This window comes from Wolbachia endosymbiont (group A) of Andrena helvola (genome assembly GCF_964028415.1).
Classification (GTDB): domain Bacteria; phylum Pseudomonadota; class Alphaproteobacteria; order Rickettsiales; family Anaplasmataceae; genus Wolbachia; species Wolbachia pipientis.
The window spans coordinates 1,004,287-1,027,387 of the sequence record NZ_OZ034779.1 but is presented as its reverse complement, the minus strand read 5'-3'; the positions used below and the strand labels follow the sequence as shown (position 1 = coordinate 1,027,387).

General features: G+C 34.5%; 14 protein-coding genes and 3 pseudogenes. 10 read left to right on the top strand and 7 right to left on the bottom strand.

Annotation, left to right across the window (positions count from 1 at the left end; genetic code table 11):
* From ABWU73_RS05350 to ABWU73_RS05335, 4 genes are all read right to left on the bottom strand, one after another.
* Positions 1-3,471, bottom strand: a complete 3,471-nt coding sequence (locus ABWU73_RS05350; protein WP_353285474.1) for a hypothetical protein — start codon at positions 3,469-3,471, stop codon at positions 1-3.
* 87 nt (positions 3,472-3,558) lie between these two features.
* On the bottom strand, positions 3,559-7,299 hold the full coding sequence (locus ABWU73_RS05345; protein WP_353285473.1) for a neuraminidase-like domain-containing protein: 3,741 nt from the start codon (positions 7,297-7,299) through the stop codon (positions 3,559-3,561).
* Between the two features lie 17 nt (positions 7,300-7,316).
* The gene (locus tag ABWU73_RS05340; RefSeq protein WP_065095317.1) at positions 7,317-7,613 is read right to left on the bottom strand and encodes a hypothetical protein; all 297 of its coding nucleotides are present in this window, start codon (positions 7,611-7,613) and stop codon (positions 7,317-7,319) included.
* 21 nt (positions 7,614-7,634) lie between these two features.
* Positions 7,635-8,318 carry a hypothetical protein gene (locus tag ABWU73_RS05335; protein WP_065095316.1) on the bottom strand — a complete coding sequence of 228 codons (684 nt, stop codon included), beginning with the start codon at positions 8,316-8,318 and terminating at the stop codon, positions 7,635-7,637.
* A 251-nt stretch (positions 8,319-8,569) separates the two neighbouring features.
* On the opposite strand from ABWU73_RS05335, the gene ABWU73_RS05330 reads away from it, so the two are divergent.
* The 6 genes from ABWU73_RS05330 to ABWU73_RS05305 are packed head-to-tail and all read left to right on the top strand — an operon-like array spanning position 8,570 to position 14,575.
* Positions 8,570-9,058, top strand: coding sequence for a sigma-70 family RNA polymerase sigma factor (locus ABWU73_RS05330; RefSeq protein WP_065095315.1), 489 nt, complete (start codon positions 8,570-8,572; stop codon positions 9,056-9,058).
* A gap of 52 nt (positions 9,059-9,110) precedes the next feature.
* Positions 9,111-9,923, top strand: coding sequence for an ATP-binding protein (locus ABWU73_RS05325; protein WP_065095314.1), 813 nt, complete (start codon positions 9,111-9,113; stop codon positions 9,921-9,923).
* A 23-nt stretch (positions 9,924-9,946) separates the two neighbouring features.
* Positions 9,947-10,753 (top strand): AAA family ATPase, encoded by an 807-nt coding sequence (locus ABWU73_RS05320; protein ID WP_065095313.1) that lies wholly within the window; start codon positions 9,947-9,949, stop codon positions 10,751-10,753.
* A 32-nt stretch (positions 10,754-10,785) separates the two neighbouring features.
* Positions 10,786-11,277 carry a hypothetical protein gene (locus ABWU73_RS05315; RefSeq protein WP_065095312.1) on the top strand — a complete coding sequence of 164 codons (492 nt, stop codon included), beginning with the start codon at positions 10,786-10,788 and terminating at the stop codon, positions 11,275-11,277.
* The gene (locus ABWU73_RS05310; protein ID WP_065095311.1) at positions 11,274-12,458 is read left to right on the top strand and encodes an AAA family ATPase; all 1,185 of its coding nucleotides are present in this window, start codon (positions 11,274-11,276) and stop codon (positions 12,456-12,458) included. The genes ABWU73_RS05315 and ABWU73_RS05310 overlap by 4 nt, the downstream gene beginning before the upstream one ends.
* Before the next feature lie 35 nt (positions 12,459-12,493).
* Positions 12,494-14,575, top strand: coding sequence for an AAA family ATPase (locus ABWU73_RS05305; RefSeq protein WP_082941387.1), 2,082 nt, complete (start codon positions 12,494-12,496; stop codon positions 14,573-14,575).
* Positions 14,576-15,803: 1,228 nt separating this feature from the next.
* On the opposite strand, the gene ABWU73_RS05300 is transcribed toward ABWU73_RS05305, so the two are convergent.
* On the bottom strand, positions 15,804-16,919 hold the full coding sequence (locus ABWU73_RS05300; RefSeq protein WP_065095463.1) for a hypothetical protein: 1,116 nt from the start codon (positions 16,917-16,919) through the stop codon (positions 15,804-15,806).
* Entirely contained in the window at positions 16,885-18,117 is a 1,233-nt protein-coding gene (locus ABWU73_RS05295) for a hypothetical protein (RefSeq protein WP_065095464.1), read from the bottom strand. The genes ABWU73_RS05300 and ABWU73_RS05295 overlap by 35 nt, the downstream gene beginning before the upstream one ends.
* Before the next feature lie 218 nt (positions 18,118-18,335).
* On the opposite strand from ABWU73_RS05295, the gene ABWU73_RS05290 reads away from it, so the two are divergent.
* Both ABWU73_RS05290 and ABWU73_RS05285 read left to right on the top strand, forming a co-directional pair.
* A complete protein-coding gene (locus ABWU73_RS05290; RefSeq protein ID WP_065095465.1) occupies positions 18,336-18,800 on the top strand; it encodes a Holliday junction resolvase in 465 nt (154 codons plus the stop codon).
* Between the two features lie 103 nt (positions 18,801-18,903).
* Positions 18,904-19,074: pseudogene (locus ABWU73_RS05285) on the top strand (ParB N-terminal domain-containing protein); the annotation flags it as partial.
* 22 nt (positions 19,075-19,096) lie between these two features.
* On the opposite strand, the pseudogene ABWU73_RS05280 reads toward ABWU73_RS05285, so the two are convergent.
* Positions 19,097-19,928: pseudogene (locus tag ABWU73_RS05280) on the bottom strand (IS5-like element ISWpi1 family transposase).
* Positions 19,929-19,986: 58 nt separating this feature from the next.
* On the opposite strand from ABWU73_RS05280, the pseudogene ABWU73_RS05275 reads away from it, so the two are divergent.
* Positions 19,987-21,042: pseudogene (locus ABWU73_RS05275) on the top strand (DNA modification methylase); the annotation flags it as partial.
* 131 nt (positions 21,043-21,173) lie between these two features.
* Positions 21,174-23,066, top strand: a complete 1,893-nt coding sequence (locus tag ABWU73_RS05270; RefSeq protein ID WP_264328554.1) for a hypothetical protein — start codon at positions 21,174-21,176, stop codon at positions 23,064-23,066.
* Positions 23,067-23,101: the final 35 nt, after the last annotated feature.

The following is a 23,101-nucleotide window of genomic DNA, read 5'->3' as shown; positions in this document are numbered from 1 at the left end:
TTACTTCCAATTGACTTCAGCCTTATAAGGGATTATCACCGTAATCTCCTCTATTTTATTCGCATTAGTTGCTTTAATGACCCAATCATTCTCCAGCTCAGTTACAGTTACTTTATGAGTATCCTTATCCCAAACATTATTACCCAGTTTTATATTTACCTCACTCCCATCTGCTATTTTTGGTACGAGATAAACACCGTTATAACTTAAATCAATTTCTGGATTTTTAATTCGAGTCGAAAAAGAAGGTTTAAACTTAAACTCTCCTGATTGTTTAAATCTTTGCCACTTTTCTTGATCTACCTCACTTAACTTCACTGCCAACATGTCATAATAGTATTTTAGCTTCGGCAGAGCTTTTACTTTGTTACTTAACTCTTTTCCTCCGTTAAATGCAGTATAATCAAGATGTATAATCACATCAGAAACTTTTTCAGTATTTTGTAGCTCTAAAATCCAATCAGATACCGCCCCTGTACCTTCAAATGGTAGATAACGTTCATCATTGAAGTTTAATTCGAATAATCCACTATCTTCTTGGTTTCCTTTTGATATTGCTATCTGCTGATTTGTATTACAGTTTACTCTTAATGATTGATTATCACTGAGTTCATTATTTTCATCGAGTAATGACCTTATTGCCTCAATCTCAGGTTTCAGTACTACTCTGTTGGCTGTTTGTTGCAATGTAGCATGAATATCCTGATAAGGAGCAACTTCTGCTTTAATAGTAATTCTTATACTTTTAATCTTACGACAATAATGACCTGGAAAATCAAGATCAAACATTTTTTCTGTTAATGCAAACTTACAGCTTCCTTGAGTTTTTAACTCATTGATTGCAATAGGACTTAGAGGTATTGTTTTAGTAATCTCCAGAGCTCTTTCATTATTATCAAGATACTCTTTGGCCATTTGCTCAAGAGCAAACTTCAAGCTATGACCTGCAAGTAATCCTTCTTTTAAGCTGTTCCAAGAGCTTGCTGTAACAAATACTCTATCGTTATTCAACTCATACTGATAAGTTTTTTCCACCTGTTTTACCATCTCTAAAGCCATCTTATAAGCTTGGAAATATATTATTGCTATTTGCCCTTTCATCCAGTCATAGAGCTCTTTACTTGTAAACTTACTTTCAAAGAATTCCCTTTTTTCCTGGTTTTGCTTGATTGACTCTTTATGTACTTTTAATTCTTGCTCAGCAATGGTTTGATTAATTTGATTTGCCTCTATTGTGTGGTTGATCTGCTTCACATCACAGGCAGCTAATTTTTTCTGTAGATCCCAATCTTCAGCACGTCTTTGATAACTTGCTATGATATTGGATAATTCTGCACCTTCTTTCTTAATATCTGCTAGAGTAGTCAGAAAATCTGCTCCTGTTTGTGTAGAAAAGCCAGGTTTAGCACCACCAAAAGAAAAACCAAATACTGTAGGTATCCAATGTGCTAATGCTGCAGCTCCAAATATACCACAAGCTCCAAGTCTTGTTGAAGTTGCTTCAGAATATGATAAGATTCCTTTCACTTCATGGTATGAACGTCCAGCATTGATTAAACTTTCATAATGCGATTCACGCTCCTCAGCATTATTTAAACTTGCACTCAGTGCATCTTTTTCTTTCTTTAAGGCTTCTATGGTCTTTTCTTTAACCGATGAGATTAAATTACTGATTATTCCTTCTTGTTTGTTGTAAAGAATAGTCAGTGACTCAGCGTCTCTCTTTTCCAGAACATCAAGTAATTCTGAGCCAAATTCTATCACCGTTTCAACTATCGATTTTGCATAACTTACCATTTTACTGAAGCGATAATGTGGTATTAGCTTCACCTCTGGTAGTGCTAGAGAATAACTGCCAGTTGCTGCTGCTAATTGCTTAGGATTAAGTGGTGGTTGAAATAAAGGTAATACTGCTTTTTTTCCTCTAACATCTAAACAATGTCTTATTTTATATAAGCGATCTTCAACTTTATCCCATAGACCAATAAAGCTCTTATTTTCAGGTGTGCAGAAGTAATTGCTGTATTTGATAAGATCATGAGCTTCATCAGATTGAACTGCGAGTTGTGAACCAGCTGGTAGTTCTGTTTCCATTTTCAATAAATCATGGTCTTTTAATTCACTGAAGGATTGAGGTTGAACTGAAAAATTTCCTTTTTTAATAGGTTTTGGGCCAAGTAAATCCCAAGCTCTGATATACAGCATCGTAGCTTGATTTAATGCTTCCCAAGATCCCTTAGCAAAGAGCATATCTCCCCAATCAATGAGGTTATCTATGTAGGAGATGATGATATACTTTTCAAATGCAGTGGTACGTTGTTTTGCAATGGTGTATGGGTCAAATGGATCAATTGCCAGTTCTTCAGCAGTTTGAGTATCATTTATCGACTCAACGATATTATCACTGTTATGCTTTTCAAAAGGCAAAAACTGCCATTCTTTATTATTATTGGTAGGGTTAAAGATATATTGATACCATTTCCTTGCTGTAGCAAAGTCCTGTTCTTTGTGCAAGTGCCAAGCAACCAGCATTGGAATATGGAAAAATATTTCCCATAGATAAAGGCCATAAGCGCCACTGAAGTCCAAAGTATCACTTGGACGATGAGAGATACTATCTGTTGGATTAAATCTTGAAAATGGAAGTTGTTCTATTTTCTGTGACTTTAGAGTTAAAATACTTTTTGGCCCACCAGCATAAGCTTTTTGACGTAAATGGCGAACATTGCCGGTGATGTTTAACCTCGTAAAAGAGAATTTTATATCTTGAAAGTTAGATTTTTGGCTTTTACCATCATATTCAAACTCAAGCTTATTTTCACTTTTGTTTATCTTGTAAGTTGATTTCTCACTAATTGCAGGTAGATCGTAATCTTTAGGTAAAAGCAAGAAAGACTCACGAATATTTTCACGCTCGAGGTTACCTTCAACGATGAACCAACCAGGTTTATTGATTACTTGCTGGGATAAGGACTTTTTAAAATTACTTAGCAATGTTAACCACTTTTTATCATCATCTTTATGTAGAAGTTCAGCATTATCCTTTTTATTAGTAACGTTAGTTTCAAAGATATTTTTAGTTTTCCCTAAATGAAGTTTATCATCACGGTTAATTACATCATAAGAAGGGTATGAAATGCTTATTTGTATTTCTTGTTTAAATACGTTATTATTTTCATCAGTACCGAAAAATGATACTTTATCACCTCGAATGATAGGGCAGGCATCGCTTTTAATATTTGAAGTTATGGTTGTCCAATAATCAGCCTCATTGTTGTAAACATATACTTTTTCACAATACTTACCATCTAATTTGCTACGAAAGAAAATAACGTTATCGCCAACTACTGCAACTTTGTCTTTACCTAGTTCTCCACTTAAGGTGTGTGAAGTCCATTTTTTATTTTCATCAACTTCATCGTCATTATAGATATCTACCTGCGAAGAGTATATAAAATTACCATTTCTCAAACCTTTATTTCCTCCAAGGAAAATAGCCTTTTTGCCAATTACTGCTACTGCTGCAAAAGCCCTCGCTTCACTAGCAGCATGTACTGTTCATTCTCCAGTTTCATCATCATAAATATCTATCTGTGAGGATTTGTAACCTCCAAAGAAAATAGCTCTCTTATCTACTACTGCTACCGATATCCATTTCCGTGCTTCACTAGTGGTGTGAGTAGTCCAACTTCCTGTTTCACTGTCATAAATATCTATTTTTGAAGAATTATCTATAGTTTTTATATCTCCAAAAAAAATAGCTTTTTTGCCGACTACACCTACTCTTGCACTATACCTTCCTTCACTAGCAGTATGAGTAGTCCAACTTCCTGTTTCACTATCATAGATATCTACTTGCGAAGAACATATTACATGATTACTACTATCATAACCTTTATTTCCTGCGAAAAAAATAGCTTTCTTTCCTACTACCGCTACTGTTACACTCATTCTTGCTTCACTAGTAGTGCATGTTGTCCAACTTCTTGTTTCATCGTCATAAATATCTATTCGTGCTGAGCATTCACCATTAATCTTCTTACCTCCAAAGAAAACGGCTTTGTGATTTACTACTGCCACTGCTACATCCCACCGTCCTTCACTAGCAGTATGAGTAGTCCAGCTTCCTGTTTCACTGTCATAAATATCTATTTTTGAGGAAAATAGCTCCTTTGAGAACCGATTATTTGTAGTACCCCCAAAGAAAATAGCTTTGTTGCTTACTATTCCTACTGTTGGTTGATATCGTGCTTCGCTAGAAGTATGAGTTGTCCAATTTCCTGTGTTATCATCGTAAACATTTACTTGTGAAAAGTATTGATAATTTGGATAATTGCCACTCCTGCCACCAAAAAAAATGACCTTATTGCCAACTCCTGTAATCGTTATACTCTTTCGATTAAGGAAACTTTTGTTTAGGTCGATAATACGATATTTATAAGGAAGATTATTAATAAACTTTCCTTTCTGATTCTTACTAGCAACTAAATCTTCATCAAGAGTAAATAGATTAGATAAACTTACACTATCAAACTTTGTTTTGCCGATAACAATTACTATCCGTTTTTCTTTTCCGTTCTCTTCTTGAAGGTAAAAAGCTGCCACTTTCTTCCAGTATAATTTTTTTGCTTCATCAACTGGATCTATTTTAATATCACTTGCAAGCTTCTGTGGTGCTGTCCAACTGCCACTTGGTTTTTGAAATATGTAATTAATCGTTGCATCGATTCTTTTTTCGTTATTTTCACTTTTTTCAATTTGTTGCACCCAAAATATAAATAATCTGTTGAATGCATGTATTGGGGTTATTGTTTCAACTGGAATCGATGCCTCTATTTTCTCCCACGCAGTCCAGTAAAGTATATTTTGATTTTTCTGATCAAATACTGCTGCGCGGTAATAATAATCGTATGGTTGCGCAAGAGTTCTGCCAATAACGTACAGTGTGTTTTTTCCTTCTACTTTTTCATAACAACTATCAACTATTTTTAAACTAGTTACTTGTTCAAAATCTTCAAAATACTTCATGTATGCATCACTTACTCCTTCGTCGGTGATATTTCCTTGCATGAGCGTGTTTTGTAGTTTCTTATACTCTGGAGTAACAATTTTACGTAATGTTGGATTTAAGTAGTTTTCTGGATATAATTTTATCTTATTGCTTGCTTCCCATTCACGATAACTGGACAGCCATTTCCATTCTTCTTCCGTCAGGCCTTTAATCTCCACATCCTTATCTTTATCTTTTTCTATCTTCATCATAGCGCGATGAATGTATAGCTGAACACTATTTAGTGCTGCTTTAATCGGCGAAATCTTTGAACATTCACTCATTTCAACATCGATCAACAAAAATCCATAAAGATCTCTCATGTTTTTCAGACCTGGATTAGTATGTATCATGTACCTTGCTAGAATATCTCGCTTTTCTCTTGCTAAATATCCTTCGTCTTTTTCAGTGATCAGTTCTAAATCTTTTTCAGTATCGGTATATTTTTTCCATCCTTCACTTGCTTTTAAATTGTATAAATCCTGAAGCTTCAGTAGAACTTTGACATTGATTTCAGCTATATCCATGAGAGACTTAATCTTCATTAAAGAATTCACCGAATCTTGCTTGCCAAAATATTGCTTAAATATTTCGACTTTTTTAATAGCTTCGAGTGTATCTTTACTCCAACCAGTAAGCTGAACCATTTTCTCCGTTACTTTATCACTGCTGTAGTCATTGCCAAATAACCAGTTAATGTATTCAGGTAGTGTAGAATATGATGCTTTAAGTGTTTTATAGTTTAACAGAGTCCGAATCTGCTCAATTGACCATTTTCCCTCTACTCCATAGACACTTTTGTAACTTGTAATACCCTCTACTTCAAACTTTAGCGTTGTAAATACATCTATGTTATGAATGAGCTTTTCTAAAAATCCTTTGTCTGAAAATGACTGTGGTTTATTGGGATCAACAGTAAATGCATAAATAGCATCGAGTATTTCAGGTTGAATGTTGCCTACACACTTATATACTTCGTTATAGAAACTCTGCGAATCTTTTACTTCTTTTGTTGATTCATATAATTGTTTCGCAAGTTGCTTACTTGAAGCAGGATCAATCAATCTGCGTATTTGCTCTGTCGTAATTGCATGTTTTGTGAGCCAATCATTAAATTCAACCACATTTTCCAGATTTATTCCTTCTACGCTTAATTGTAATAAGAGCTCTGCTATTGGTATGTTTACTAATCTTGCAAGCAGAACTTGTTTATATACTTTTAAAATTTTTTCTCCGAATACCTCTTGATCATTGTGGTAGTTAATCAAAGCAGTTAATTCATTACTGTTTACTTCTAAAATATTTTGCAATGCGCTATAATTACTTGCTGTAGCAGCTAGATCTTTGAGGCTTTTTTGACTTAAAAGTGCTTTAAATTCTGGTAGACTGTCAATTTTACTTGATACACTCTCTGGTAAACTATCAGCATACAATGCAAATATCTTAGCTAAAGGTTGCTTAAATCTTTCTTGTAGATTTTTAATCTTTGCTATTTTTTTCTGATCAATTTTACTCCCATTTAGTGCTTGAGTTAATTCAGCAAATGACCAATTAAGTTTGTTTGCTAAACGAATGAAGCGATGTAGAAAGCTCAGTGCTTGATTATCAAGATTATTTATAGTTTGTTCTGTAATAGTAAGTTTTTTTGCACCTTTATAGCTATCAAGTAATGGTTGAAGCTTATCATGCTCTATACCTGTTTGTGCAATGAATTTATCAACATTTTTCAATTGATCTATTTTTCCATCTTTTATTCCATATACCTCTTTTAAATAAGCTTCTGTTTCATTATCAGACGTAATTACTTCATATTCCTCCGGAGAAAGACTCAAAAATTCTGCATCAGTGTCAGCATTTTCAATCAGTATTTTATATATCTCTGCTAAGCTTGTCTTATGCTTCTTAAGGTAAGCACGTATACTCATTAGCGGAAAATTTGCTGGAAGATTAAAAGGATATTTGGCAGTTGCAAGCTTACATAGGACATCATCTTCTTTAAGCGTAAGTTTTAGATTTTTCTCCATTATTTCATTGACAATTTCAAGATATAGCTTTTCCTTGTTGGTATTGTCACAATCGAGTTTAATATCGTAGAGATCAGGACGACGTTTTTTAAGTAATTTAGGTGGCTGCTCATATTTATCAACTATTTCCAATAATTTAACCAGATAAGCTGCAGGACTAAGTACCGATTGGCAACTTTCACATTGATTGTAATCGTCGGTATTAAAGATTTTTGGTATTTGCATTTTTTCTCCTGTAAATTTTAATGTATGTTACAACAACGTTGAGCTCGATAATGAGGCTCAGAGATGTTCCTAGCGTTTGCCATGTAAATTGAGATAAACTTTTTCCTGGCCACAGCTTTTTGATAGATATCCCGTGCTGTGCTTTCTAAAAATATATCTTTTACCGCTTCGACAAATCTATCTTCGAATAAGTCGGTAATTTTAAATGCTGAGTCGTATAAGAAGTTTTCATTATCTTTAAAACTAAGCAGCTGCTTTGCAGTTAAATCATCAAGTCCCATCTTCTGAAGACGGACAATAGCATCATTTATCATTTTTTTCTCCCTTTAAGTTTTTTAAAATGTGACAACAAAGGAAAAAGTTTCCCGAGTTGCTGCAGTTCGAATAAGTGGTACCGTATGTTCAAGTACCAACAAAATTCCTGAATCTTCAATGTCTTTTGGCTCAAAATATCTCTGTCCTGTAGGTAATCCTTTTTTTACTTTAGTACCAACCATAACCCCAAGTTCCCTGATAACTTGATTTGCTGCGTCCGTGAAATCGAAAGTAAATTTAAGATAGAGATTATTAGTTGGTACATTTGAGGGCCTAAACCTTCCGGAGGGAGTAACAAGCTCTCCATTCTCATCACCTGTGCAGAAGAGCACTTCGTTCGCAGTACGTCTGCCAAGCTCATTGAGCAGTTTTTCAGAAGTTATCAGCTCTGGTGGTGTGCTTTCACTATATTCTACAGTAACTGCACTATTTGCCCTGATAGAGCTATTTTCCGTACGTTTTATTACACCACTACTGCTATCAACTATATAATCTATACTTGACTGATAAGTTGTTTGTCCTGTAAAAACCCTTACATCTTTAATAGTGTGGTGATCTAGAGCTATTTCACCCTCAACAAAAACTTTTTCGACCTGATGGCTACTTCCAGAGCTTGAATCACCTGTTCCCCAAGCAAGATGTATAACTTGCTCTTTTATGCTGGCTGCTATTGCTGCTCTTCCTGATTGTGTAAGAATTGACACCTGTGATGAGTTTGAAAGGCTTATATAATATATATTCAGGATTTGGAAAATTTTTGTCCAAAAAAAATGAATTTTTGCCTAATTTTTTGTTGCAGTATTATTTAAAAATCGAACTGTATTATTCTCGAAAAAAAACAATAGAATATCAATAGGTTAAAAATTGCATCTGTATTATTTATTTTTGCTCCTGTCCTACAAAGTGCACCTATAAGTTCTCATCCTTAAAGCATTAATTGTTTTAGGGAAAAGTTATGAAACTAAAAACTGCCATAGTTGTTCAAAATATACGGTATCAAGCTAAGAGATTAAAACTTTTTGAATGCTTTGCTCATGAAACTCATGAAGATCTTGAGCAAGAACTTTTCTGTGAAATTTGGACTTATCTTGATAGATATGATGAAAGTAAAGGTAGCTTTAACACTTTTGTAGCAAGATTAACTGAACGTCGTGCCAATAACTTATTGGAGAAACAACTATGTATTAAACGCAACATTAATAACTACGTCAATATTGAGAAAACAGAAGCTTTTGAAGATGAAGTAGCAAAACGTACTGATGTAGATTACATGATTTCAACGCTACCAAGAAAGATGCAAAAGATATGCGAACAACTCAAGTACTTTAACTTATATGAAGTTGCTAAGATGAACAACATATCAAGAACTACTTTAAATACTATGGTAAGAAAAATACGTATAAAACTCTCTTCCATCTACTACAAGAGCAAAAAGAAAAATTGAACATAAATTCTACCTTTCCTGAATATATAACATATACCATTGAGGTGAATAAATGACTTTTAAAATTTTAAACAATAATGAAAGATTGAAAACAACTACAGGCATAAAAGTAGTAATTTTTGGTCCTTACGGTATTGGTAAAACCAGCCTCTTAAAGACTATAAGTGAACCAACACTATGTCTTGACTTTGAAGCAGGTCTGCTTGCTGTTCAAGATTGGCAGGGAGATTCAATTAGTGTTCGTACTTGGAATCAAGCTCGGGATATTGCCTGCCTAATTGGTGGTCCAAACCCTGCGCTGAAATCTGACCAAGCATACAGTCAAAAACACCATGAACATGTATCTGGCAAGTATAAAGATCTTCTTTCTGAGACTTCTAAATACCGATGCATCTTTGTAGATAGTATAACCGTTGCTTCACGTTTATGTCTTTTATGGGCAAGGATGCAACCTGAGTGTTTTTCTGATAGATCGGGAAAAGAAGACAAAAGAGCTGCTTATGGGTTACTTGCTCAAGAGATGATGGCTTGGCTCAATCAGTTTCAACATATCAGAGATAAAGACATCATCATAGTTGGCACATTAGGTCAATATCTCGATGACTGCAATCGTCCAACTTGGCTACCTCAATGTGAAGGAGCTAAAACTGCTAGTGAGATTCCAGGTATTGTTGATGAGGTAATCAGCATGGTTGGAATTAAGAAAGATAATGGCACAGAAGTACGTTCATTTATCTGTCAGACTATTAATACTTGGGGATACCCAGCTAAAGATCGAAGTGGCTGCCTGAATATGGTTGAAGAACCACATTTGGGTAAATTACTTGCGAAAATTAAAGCCAAAACTTTGGCTCCTATTGCTTAATTAAAAATTGGAGAATAATTATTATGGAACAAAGCTTTTTCAATATCGGTCAAAAAATTCCCTTTTTCAGTGTGAAAGAATATTTGAATGATCAATCGCCAATACCAGAAGATATAATCGCACCAAGGATTCTAACTAAAAGAGGTCTATTGGTACTGGGTGGCCCACCTAAGATTGGCAAGAGTGATTTTCTTATTTCCTGGTTGATTCACATGGCTGCCGGAGTTTCATTTCTCAGTATGACTCCTAGTCGTCCTATGAAAATTTTCTACATGCAAACTGAAATTGAGTATGAATACATGAAAGAGCGTTTACAGCAACTGACATTCGACCAAGAACTTTTGGATATAGCTGCCAATAACTTAATTATCACGCCAAGAGTGCAATTATCTTTCAGCAGTGAAGAAATAGATGAGATCAAAAGCACCGTTAAAGAGCGTTTCAAACCTGATATTATTGCAATTGATCCTCTTCGTAACATTTTTAACTCAAGTGAATATGGTAATGAAAATGACAACAGCGCTATGCTATTCTTTTTGCAAAAAACGCTTGAAAGACTGAGGAACATTATTAATCCAGATGCAGGTATAATCCTTACCCACCACACAAAAAAACTATCCAAAAAGATGCTGGAAGAAGATCCATTTCAAGGCCTAAGCGGTGCTGGATCTTTACGTGGATTTTATAGCACTGGCATGGTGATGTTTGCTCATGATGAAGAAAGCACTACCCGTCAAATAGTGTTTGAGCTGCGAAATGGTGAACGTGTGGCAAGCAAGCTTGTCGATAAGATAAATGGTCGTTGGAAACTTGTAGACCAATGGAGTTGATTCTTTTTTTTACTTAATTTATAGGGAACAATATGCTAACAGATTTTTTAACTGATTTTAATACTGCAAAATTACAGAGTAATTTAATACCAAAAGGTACAATAGTCAAGGTAAAAATGGCAATTAAACCAGGAGGTTATGAAAATTGGTTCACGAAAAGCTACACTACTGGCAGCATCTATTTAAACGTTGAATTTACTGTCACTGAAGGTCCATATGCAAAACGCAAGATTTTTCAAGTAATTGGTATTAAAAGTGGCAAAGCAAGAGTTGAAGGAGAAGATACTTGGGGAGAATCTGGTCGTTCTATGCTTAGAAGTATTTTGGAGTCAGCACGGAACATTCATTCAAATGACACTTCAGAAAAAGCAGCTATTGCTAGAAAAGTCAACTCTATAGCTGACTTTAACGGGGTAGAGTTTACTGCAAAAGTTGGCATTGAAGCTGATCGGTATGGAGAAAAGAACAAGATTGCTACGGTTATTACTCCAGAACAATCTGAAGTTGATTGGTTGCCATTTTGAAGTACGACGAAGAGAAGCTCTGGATTGCTGTAATTGAGAGAGCTATCAAAGATGCAGCAGGAAAAAATCTAGAGCTAAAGAAAGAAGCAATTAAATGGTTTGATTCAGAGTCTTTTGAAACTGTTTGTGAGCTAGCTAATCTCAGCTCTAAACGTATGAAAAGTATGTATGGGGGTTTTATGCAGAGAAAGGAAATAAAAGGATTATTGATTGATAATATTAAGGAGTGTGTACCTTACCTAATTCCAAACGGTAATTTTTATCGAGAGAGGACTTATGTTGGCAACTGTGACGGGGATATGATTACAGTTAAAATAGTGGGTAAAGAAGCTGGAAATTGGCATAATTTTACTAAAGGAATTAGTGGTGATATCATTGATCTTTGGACTTTAGTGAAAGGTGATATAAATTCCGCTAAGAAGTGGTTAAATACTAAAGAAAACACAACAAAACATAAAATTACATCGTTTTCAGCAAGGCATTACTTGAATGATAAATCACCAATGCCAAAAGATATAATAGGCCCAAGAATTCTAACTCCAAGTGGTCTTTTGGTCATAGGTGGAACTCCAAAAATAGGAAAAAGTAATTTTCTACTTTCCATGTTAGTACATTTAGCTGCTGGAGTATCATTTCTTGGTATGAAGCCTGCAAAGCCACTTAAGATATTCTATCTACAGAATGAAATGGAATATGATTACATAAGAGAGCGCTTACAGAAGCTAAGAATCAGCAAGAAAATCCTTGATGAAGGAACAGAAAACTTAGTTATTACTAAAAAAGTACAGTTAACTTTGAATGTGGAAAAAATAAAGGAAATTATGTCGGAAAATCTCGATGTAAAAACAGTTGATCTTATAGTAATAGACTCTGTTTTTGATTATAGGAGTATGATCTCTTTTCTGCAAAATAGTATTGATGAACTACGCTCTATAACTAATCCTACGGCTGGAGTAATAGTTACACATTACACAAAAAAAGTGTCAACAACCACGTTAAAAAAGAATCCATTTCAAGCATTGAGTGGTGCTAATGTTTTAAGAAGTTTATATACATCTGGAGTAATGATATTTAGGCCAGAAAGGAATACTCTGCAATTGATGTACGAACTTAAAAACGGCAAACCAATACCAACAAAATTCATAAACATGGTTAACGGACGCTGGATAGCCACAGCTTAACCAAATTTCTAAACTTTAAATATATTGGAGATTTTATGGGTATCTATTGTGATTTTAATACTGCAGCTCCACGAAAAAATGCACCGTTAGTAGAAAAAGAACAACTTAAAGCTCAGCTTCTGTTAAATATCAGATCATGCCTTTCATATCTATTACCAAGAGGAACTTTTCGTGGTGATAAGTTTTATGTAGGCAATGTACAAGGTGATAAAGGAAAGAGTCTAGTAGTAGAATTAAGTGGTAGTGAAGCTGGCCTATGGCATGATTTTGCAACAGGAGAAGGTGGTGACATTATCGACCTTTGGGCGGGAGTAAATAGAAAAAGTACAAGAATAGAGTTTCCTGAAGTAATGGCTTCTATAGCTGAGTGGCTTGGTCATTTCAAAACTTCAAGTAGTCCAACTGCATATTGGGATTATTACGGTGAAAACGGCCAAGCTATTGTTAGAATCTATCGTTACGATGATGATAATGGGAAGCGATATCTTCCTTTTGATATAAAAAAGTCCGACTTTGGTGCACCGAAGATAAGGCCACTCTATAATATTCCAGGTATTTTGAAGTCCGATAAAGTTATTCTTGTTGAAGGAGAAAAATGTGCAGAAGCGCTGATAGAGAAAGGAATAACTGCAACAACAGCAATGTCTGGAGCAAATGCACCTATTGAAAAAACAGATTGGACTCCACTTAAAGGTAAACACATTATTATATGGCCAGATAATGATGAAGCAGGTAAGAAATACGCTGAAAAATCTGCTATGAAACTTACTTGTCTTGGAGTTGAAGAACTTTGCATTTTGGAAATACCTAAAGATAAACCAAAGGGTTGGGACGCTGCTGATTGCGTGAAAGAAGGTGTAAATGTTAAAGAGTTCATCCTTAGTACAAAAAAGGCTCCTTCAAAAAAATCGTTGAGAATAGATACCAGAGCTTGGGCTAATATTGCTCCAGAAAGAGAATGGATTGTTAAAGATTGGCTTCCTATTGGAAGTGTTACGGCTCTCTACGGTGATGGTGGTATGGGAAAGTCTCTACTTGCTCAACAACTAATGACAGCAGCGAGCACAGGTAAATCTTGGTTGGGAATGGAAATTGAGCAGATGAAGACATATGGTGTATTTTGTGAAGATGATACAGAAGAGCTGTGGCGAAGACAGTGTGCTATAAATAGATTATATCAGTTAGATATGGAATCCTGTGACTTTCATGATAATATTGGCTTTTTATCGAGAGTGTGGAAAGATAATCTACTCATGATATTTGATAACAAAGATATAGGTAAATTAACTCATTGCTTTGAAGAATTACTTGAAGATATTAAATTGTTTCAACCAAAGCTAGTAGTTTTAGATACAGCAGCAGACTTATTTGGTGGCAATGAAAACAATCGCTCTCATGTGAGACAATTTATTCAAAGTTGTTGTGGAAAAATAGTGAAAGTAATAAAAGGAGCTGTATTATTATGTGCTCATCCTTCTGATTCAGGAATAATACGTAAAACAGGTACAGGTGGTTCAACTGCGTGGAATAATACAGTAAGATCTCGTTGGTACTTGTCAAAGCCAGATAAAGCTGATGCTTCTGGTAATGAACGAGTACTTTGCCGTAAGAAGTCAAATTATTCTGCATCTAACGAAGAAAAGATTTCATTTTATTGGCATAACGGTGCGTTTGTACAATCTGATGATACATTAAATTCAGAAAGAATAGTAAGGTCTAGCTATAATACTAAATTGGATTTAGAACGTCTAAGAAGATGTGATATAATTTTAGAGTTAATCTCTAATGAAGCGTATAGAGGAGAAGTATATACTGCAGCTAGCTTTGCAAAGTGTTTTGAAGGAAAGTTCGGACTTGGTAGTGATCGTAGCATTCGTGAAAGAATTAGTAATCTTGCAATGATAGGTCATATAAAATTTTTCAAGAAGTGTGATGAATATGGATTATCAAACACAAGATCGAAGCATGGTTACCTATGTGTAAAAGACATGGAGCTAAAAATTGCTGAAAATCAGTATGTATTGGTAAAACCAGATTACTATCTTGTACCAAACAATGGAGCGACTCTACCTGTGGAAAATAGGGATGTATGGGTCTTACATAACTCTGAGAAATAATATGGGAAAGATAATATACAATGTTAATTATTATTAGTATAATGAAAATATAATGTTACTCAATCTTCATTATAGATAACATCTATAGGAAAGCTAAAGAAGCAAATAGCCTCTTTATAGATAGCAAACGAATTAGGGGTCTGAAACAAAAATTTTTTGGAAGTAAATACCCATTCAACAAAATAGCAAAGTAAATACAAATGCTAAAAAGATAATTATAGAACAGATATAAACATGTCTGGCAAGCCTTTTAAAAATATCTGAAAATTTGAATATAGTAGGACTAAGGAATTAAAGAGAGGAGAGAAAATACTATTTCAATGAGCTGCTTGAGAAAGATCAGGACCTAGGAGCACAGATTATACCAAAAATTTCCAAATTATTATCTTTTACCAAATGCAGTTAACAGCTAAAAACCAAGAAATGTATAACATTGCAAAAGGAGATAGTAGAATTATATATTAAGTTGGCAAGATGGCAAGTTGGCAAACTGAAGAATCTGCCATTCTACCAACTTAAAATTGATAAAAATATAAGAAAATCAGTAGCTTAGAAAAAGTAATAAGTTGGTAGAATGGCAGAAAGTTGCCAACTTGAAATATGTTCCAAAGTTCCCTTCTATGGCTGATTTGAGCAAGTTGGCAGAATGGCAGATTCCTTTATATATATAATATATTACATATTAGTAGTATGTAATATATCTATTGTGATTATTAGCACAGAAGCAGTTGAAGAAAAATTCATCTTGATAACAGTCTATTTTTTTAATTCCTATTTTTAATGCTTTTTAGAGTAATTATACCACTTGGTGGACCCAAATTTATAGGTTTAACCCAAAGAACTCTTGTAAACTACATTAAAAACCCAATGAGGGGCATGTGTAGCTTAACTCAATAGAAAACCTTGTGCAGCCATATCACGTTTTATTTTAGCTGTAAAGACTTAAGAAAAAACAAAAGCCTGAAAGAGACAAAAAACATACCTTATCTACAATAGGTGAATACTGTTTTTAGCAGGCTTGCATGGTGCCATTTTGGAAATCTCAACGAGTGAATCTTCTTTGAAGGAAAAAATTTGTCAATGCAAGGCAATATGAAGAGCAGTTAAAGCACCTATGCTGCAGGTGATATAAAACCAAAAGCTACTAGCCCTGCTCCAACTGTAAAATGGGAACTGGGAAACTATTTATAGGTGATTTGAACCGGAGAGACTTTAATCTACTAAAAACTTAACGAACTACTTTTATCAGCACAGTGAAAGGGTTAATACGGTAGCCATAATCTTTACGCGATGATCCAGGCCAACCAACTGTTTGAATCACATCATTACGTTCGATGTTTAATCCTAACTTTTTAGCTAAGGTGGTTTTTATTGTTCTTTGGATTGTGTTTAGTGGTTTTCTGATGTGATGTTCTGGATCTGCTTCTGGATCAAGATTTAGGCGCTTTTCTATTTCAGTTATGCTAAGCAACATGTGTTTTTCAGGAGGTAATTCTTTTTTACAATCATGCAAAAATTGTTCAAATAATATGCGAAAAACCTTCATACATGCTACAGCTTTCTTATTTAGAATCTCTATATTGTTTACGTAAAGTGAGCCCTCTATCAATTGCAACTTTAGCAATTCCTTCTCTTTAGGAGGTTCAATTAGATTAAGTGCAGTATGTAAGATTTGCATTGAAGTATTTGGTATGAACTCTAGTACTCCTCTTTGTGCTGCTTCTTGGAATACTTCAATTAACGTCTTATGCTGAAAGAAAAGGTCAACCATTTTTACTATGGGCAAATCAAGAGGTATGTTTGATGGATTTTTTCTCAGTATTATTAATACAGTTGGATTAGCTTTAAGCTTATCTATCGTTAAGAATGTTGGATTGGTGCAAAAATCAAGTATGATTAAACTTACAATCTTACCTTGTCCACCAACATGATAAACTCCACTTTCCACTTTTTGCCACATGAAATGCGTATTACTTAGCTGACCTTCAAACCAATTCATAAATTTCTCTGGGTTTAAATATGCAGATAAGCGGTGAAATCTTTGCTTCTTGTAGGTATTAGGTAAAATATCACGGTTGCAATTTTCACAAATTATATTATCGCATGCTTCGTTAAAGTTCTCATCAATGAAAATCTCATTGTTACAGTATGGATCAACTATATTTGGCCAATCTAATTTATCTTGTCTATGAGAGCAGATAATATAGGCCCTCTCTTGCATCTTAATTAATTCAAGATTCGACAAATACCTTGCTGCTTCGATATAATTTTGATTTGGATTAACCCAAGAGCTGCCAGAATTAAGAAGATCAGAGATTTGCTCTTGGCAAGATTGTAAGACCATAAAATTGTTTTATGTATGCTTTAAAATCCTCTCTTTCCCTTTTATTCAGAGGATGTTCAGAGTAGTAAATTGCTATATACTCATCACTTCGCTTGAAAAATAAGCCTATCTTTTTGCCTTGAAATATTACTTTAATCGACTCTATAAATGGCACTATGTCTCCTACAAATGGCTTTAAAACATGCAATTCCGGTGCAATAGGATCATATGGAGCAACAGTCAAAGTGATATTAGTATAGCTGTAATTGAAACGATTTGACTGAAATTTTAACTCAAAAGTGAATATATTTGAATCAGAGCCATCAACACAAACTTTAATGAATTTATATACTTGCTCTGCAAAGTTTTTATCCTGCGCGTTTACAAAAACACATTCAGAGCTAAAATAACGACTCGCAATGCTATTTGCTATCTCTGTAGCTTGATCAATATTTTTGGCAGTAAGATCTACTTGAGTACCATTAACTAGAAAATCCAAAATCATCCAATCTGGCTTATGACCATGAATAACCTTATTTGAGTTTAGTAGTAAATCTATACCACTAGCTCTACGAACTAATACATATAAACGATTTTGATGGTAGAAGAAACCTTGTAATTGATTTTCAAAACCGTCATTGCGTTTAATGTCGTCTTCTTTCAGTATCTGCACTATGGTTTCCTGAGAGATGAAGTCTTTAAATGGAACATTTGGTTGTCGTGGTGTCTTTTGAAGAGCAAATGATACAGAACCTTTTCTTTGTATTTTTTCAAAGTGATAGACAGACTTTAAAAGGTTGTGATCTACATGAAACAATAGAAATAACAAAGACTTTTTGTCGTATTTATTGTTACCTTTTAGAAGGTAGGATTTCATGAGTTCCTCAGTCAATGCAGATCTTGCAATTTCACTGACAGTAGCTTCAAGCTTTGCACGTTCAAAACAGCTAATCAGGTAATAAATAACTAGAGAGTCTAAATGTTTAGCAATCACTTTACGTTTATATTGTATGGATGTGTTATCGTAGTCTTGATCATCAAAGAGTTGACCATTTAGCTTGTCTTTAAAGCAGTGTTGAAAGATAACACTTAACTGCCTACCAGAAAGTGAATTCATCCAAGAATGACGGACTTCTGTATTGTGAAAACGCTCAAGTAAGTAGTTAACTGGTACTTCTAAATCATCTTCCCAGAATTTACGGTTTGGGTAAACGTTCATAAGAAATTAGCTAAGCTACGTTAGCATAATAGATTAATTACACTGTTAAGATAGAAATCTGAAAGCCTTGACCAATAATTATACAATGCTTGTTTACTGATTTTTAACCAAGTTTTTTTCTAAAAAGTTTATTTATGAAGAAGATTTTTTGGACAAAAATTTTTCAAATCCTGAATATATATTATATAGCACTCTAGCGAAACAAATTCTGAATATAAGTGTCAATCCTAACACTCGATCTCGGCAAACAAACAGGCTGGGCAATTCTAACAGATGGAATAATTGAAAGTGGAAGCAAAAGCTTTCATGGTAGTCGTTTCAGTGGAGGTGGCATGTGTTTTTTAAGTTTTCGCAATTGGCTTAATTCTTTGAAAGAGATTTCTGCAGTGTACTTTGAGGGGGTGAGAAGACATCTAGGAACTGATGCAGCTCATTGCTATGGTGGTTTTCTTGCAGTGCTGTCTGCTTGGTGTGAAGAACATCACGTACCATACAAAGGTGTTAATGTTAAAACTATAAAACGCTTTATAGCAGGCAAAGGCAATGCAAGTAAGAGTGAAGTTATTGAAGCTGTAAAGGAAAAAGGGTTTTTGCCTAAAGATGATAATGAATCTGATGCTTTAGCATTAATGTTCTATGTTATGGATTTCAGTAAAAATGTTAATAAGACGAAAAATCCATAAAAAGTGGGTCCTTTCAGCCAGAATGGCGGGTTTGATGGTGCTGACCCCAGGCCTTCTTTAGCGTCAGAGATATTTTGAATATTAACTTTTTAATTATTAAGATATGAATTTAGCAATCCACTACTATCCTGTTGAAAACCTCGTCGAATATAAGCGTAATCCTCGTAAAAATGATGATGTAGTAAATAGAATGTGTGCTTCAATCAGGGAATTTGGCTTTCGTATACCAATAGTTGCAAAAAGCAATGGAACTGTGGTTGATGGTCATTTAAGAGGTTGTCCGGAAACTAGTAAATTCAAGCATATTCCCTCTTTAACATAACCCTACTTATAGCTAGGTATATGAAATTCTCAGTGGATGTTGTGAGTAAATCATACTCCTTCGATAGCCTTCTATTCCTATCAACCCAAGCAAAAGTCCTTTCTACAACCCATCTTCTTGGCTGTACTTTAAACCCTTGTTCTCTTGTTGGTAGTAGCTCAGGTGGCGTATCTTTGTGCACCCAAAATCTACATGGGGCCTTTTAACAATTTCAATATCTATGTCATATTCTTCCTTTATGTGATTCTTTAAATTTCTTCCTTGGTATCCCATGTCAGCCCACATTTTTTTAACTTTAGTATATTTTGTTCTCATATTGTTTAATGCTATTTTAATACCATCTCTATCATTTTCGTTAGCAGCGCCTACGTAACAACCTAGTATAAAACCCTGAGTGTCTGTAATTATATGCCTTTTTCTACCCTTTACTTTTTTACTTCCATCATAGCCTTTGATCCCCCCTTTTCTGTAGTCTTTACAGATTGACTATCTACTATACAGGCACTCGGCTGCTCATTCCTTCCTATTTTTCTTCTACTATATTTTGTAATTTCATAATTCATTTTCTCAAAAATTCCCTGCTTCTTCCATTGCCTGAACTGCTCATACACAGTCTTCCATAGCGGAAAATCATTTGGTAAATACCGCCATTGACACCCTGTACGCAATACATAGAAAATTGCTTCTAATATTTCTCTTTTGCTATACTTTGGCGGCCTTCCTCCTTTCTTGTATGATACTCTGAAGTGTTTTTCTATTCTTGCCCATTCCCTTTCGCTTAGATCTGTTGGATACTTTTTTCTCATCTTTACCCCGTACTAAAATTTCAGATATTATAGCCTTTTACTTGTTTCCGGACAACCTCTAAGACTTAAAGCAGCAAGAAAACTTGGTATGGAAAGTATTCCAGTGGTCTTAAGTGATAATCTAAATGAACCACAAACCAAAGCTTTTCGATTACTGGCAAATCAATCAGCTAATTGGGCAAAGTGGGATGATGAGCTTTTGAAAGTAGAAATTCAAGAGTTAGAAGATTTACAGTTTGATCTTAAAATGACTGGATTTGAATTAGAAAAAGTTCAAAACTTTCTTGATGATTTAGATGGTGAAGAAGAAGATCTTTCTGACTTAGTTGTTGATGACAAAAAAGTAGAAATAACAAAACCAGCTGATCTATGGATTTTAGGTGATCATCGAATCTATTGTGGTGATAGCTCTTTAGTTGAATCATATAAAGCGGTATTAGATAATAAAATGGCAGATATTACCGTATGTGATCCTCCATATAACGTTGATTACGGTAGCAGTCAGGAAAGAGAAGAGAAAAAAATATTAAACGATAATCAAGGTGAAAAGTACGAACTTTTTCTCTACGACATCTGTTCCCATATTTTAGCATATACGAAAGGTGCAATTTACATCTGCATATCATCATCAGAGTTTTCAACGTTACAAAAAGTATTTGAGGAAGCGGGAGGGAAATGGTCAACATTTATCATTTGGGCAAAGAATCACTTTACGCTAGGAAGATCAGATTATCAAAGACAATACGAAGCAATGCTCTATGGATGGAAAAGCGGCAATAAACGTGAGTGGCATGGGGGTAGAAATCAAAGTGATCTGTGGTTTTATGACAAACCAGTGCATAACTCATTACATCCAACAATGAAGCCAGTAGAGCTAATGGAAAGAGCAATAGTTAATAGCAGTAGATCAGGAGATATCGTACTTGATCCATTTAGCGGCTCTGGAAGTACACTGATTGCATGCGAGAGAACAGGAAGAATTTGTAGGACAATAGAGCTAGATTCAAAATTTGTAGATGTAACCATAAAACGTTGGCAAGTGTACACAGGTAGGGAAGCAATTCTTTCTGGTACTGGTAAAACTTTTTCAGAGATTCAAGAAGAAAAACAGTAAGAAAAAAGTGGAAAAGATAACGCAAACAGAAATTTAGTAAGCCTTGGTAGTTGTAATATTAATACTGGTATATACCGTATTTTAATGAGTTTAGCGTAACAAATAACTTTGGATTAAATGTGATGTACTCAATGAATCAAGAAAAGATGTTAGCTGGAGTAGTAACTTCGCAAACAAATAATGAAGCATCGTTTTCTGAAGAAGTAGAAAATAATGTTTCAAATTCTACACTATCTGTTAAGGAGAGAATTGAATTGTTTGAAAAAGGTACGAAGCAAGAACCTGACCTGAACACTGAATGCAAACTAGCTTCTTTAAATGTGATTAGCAATAGTAGCGATAGCAGTATTACAGCAAAAATAGACGAAGCAGGTGCTGATTTTTCAGTGAGTTGTTCTTCTTTAGTATTGGATGATGGTAAAGACATAGAGGACGAATTTAATGCAGTTTGTGAGGCAAATGGAATAGAATATAACCGTCCGTATTCTCTTGATCAGTTTGAGGCAGCATCCAACACATCTTCCAACCCCAAAATAGACAATACAAAAGAAATGCAAAAAGAGGAAGAGGATAAAGAATTAGGAGATAAACCAAAGCCGTTACCTAGGAATGGAATGTTGGAGAAGGACAATATTAGAAATGTAGCTCCACCTTCACCTAGAACAGCAGAAAATCATCGGTTGAGTATTATTCAGGATATTGCACCACCAAAGCTACCACATTCTTCTTTCCAATTAAATGGAGAAAAATGTGATGAGCAAGAAGCTATAGGAGAACCTATGTATGCAACTATAGACCAAAGTAAAAGATTCTCGAAAAGAGGTTTAGATGGTGAAATAAATGATCAAAGTCCAGAGATAGAAAAGTCAAATTCTGAAGAAACATCAATTAAGAAAGAATCAGAAGATATAACTGATGAACCTGTAGATCTGAATACGAAATTTTTAAAAAAGAGTTTGGAAGGAAGCGATAGTGGGATAGACAATAGAAGTGCAGAGGTGACAAGATCAAATTCTCAAGTAACAGAAATGAGTGAGTTTTGTGGCAGGCAAGGATGGGAGAATATGTCATTAAATCATGATAGTCCAGTTACACTTTCAACTAGCCCATCAGAAAAAAGTGATAATGAAGAAACCCCGTTAATTAAAAAAGAAAAGAAAACAAATAGAATTTTGCCAAGAGTAAAATATGCAATGCAGCAGAAGGAATTTGTAATTTTCGGTATAGCTGCTGTTGCACTTAGCGCTTCTGCAGCTTTGGTATATCTACAGGATAAAGGACAATTTATTGCATTTTTTGCAAACAGCCCTCTCTATATTACTATGCCAATGATAGCAATTACTTCATTGCTTGCAATTAGCACAATATTTTGTGGAATAAAGCAATTTAGAGATACTGAGGAGTGTCAAATAGGGGGAAAGAATGCGAATGAAACTTTGAATCAGGTGCTAAAGTATCAACCAAAAGATAAAGTAATAAAATCAGTCAAACTGGAATACAGCAATGGTACTCATTCACATTTTACACTTAACGCTTGGAAGGGTAAGAACAACTTCATTAATATTGACGACAAAGTCATTAGTAGAAGAAATAAAGTAGAATCAGTAATCAAAGATAGGCCATTATTTACAGCATTATTAAGCAGTTTGGTTGCTGCAAATATAGTATTGCCTTTATTACTGTATGTAGAAGGTGGTATTAATAGTGTACAGAAGTTTTACCAGAACGCTTTGATTAATAACGTAGGGTTATCACTACTTATAGGCTCGAGTATACTTGCACTATCAGTGATATTCCTTGGAGTACATTACTACAGAAAAACAAATTGCACAAATCTTGTATATTGTGAGGAAAGAATTGAACCAGAAAAAGTTAATGGAAAGTTCATTGAGGAAATAAAGGAAGCAAGGACAAAAGTGCTTGAAGAAAACCATAGTAAAGATGCCAAATGCAGCAGTTTAACGCTAGAGCAAGTAGTGGTTGAATCTCATAACTACAAAGATGCAATTTATAGTATTAGTTGAAAATAGCCAAATTTCACTATGTAAAAAGAAAGCAG

Coding starts and splice junctions, on each gene's coding strand:
- ABWU73_RS05330 (WP_065095315.1), top strand. CDS start 8,570: ATGAAACTAAAAACTGCCATAGTTGTTCAAAATATACGGTATCAAGCT.
- ABWU73_RS05320 (WP_065095313.1), top strand. CDS start 9,947: ATGGAACAAAGCTTTTTCAATATCGGTCAAAAAATTCCCTTTTTCAGT.
- ABWU73_RS05325 (WP_065095314.1), top strand. CDS start 9,111: ATGACTTTTAAAATTTTAAACAATAATGAAAGATTGAAAACAACTACA.
- ABWU73_RS05300 (WP_065095463.1), bottom strand. CDS start 16,919: ATGGTCTTACAATCTTGCCAAGAGCAAATCTCTGATCTTCTTAATTCT.
- ABWU73_RS05315 (WP_065095312.1), top strand. CDS start 10,786: ATGCTAACAGATTTTTTAACTGATTTTAATACTGCAAAATTACAGAGT.
- ABWU73_RS05305 (WP_082941387.1), top strand. CDS start 12,494: ATGGGTATCTATTGTGATTTTAATACTGCAGCTCCACGAAAAAATGCA.
- ABWU73_RS05270 (WP_264328554.1), top strand. CDS start 21,174: ATGAATCAAGAAAAGATGTTAGCTGGAGTAGTAACTTCGCAAACAAAT.
- ABWU73_RS05340 (WP_065095317.1), bottom strand. CDS start 7,613: ATGATAAATGATGCTATTGTCCGTCTTCAGAAGATGGGACTTGATGAT.
- ABWU73_RS05345 (WP_353285473.1), bottom strand. CDS start 7,299: ATGCAAATACCAAAAATCTTTAATACCGACGATTACAATCAATGTGAA.
- ABWU73_RS05295 (WP_065095464.1), bottom strand. CDS start 18,117: ATGAACGTTTACCCAAACCGTAAATTCTGGGAAGATGATTTAGAAGTA.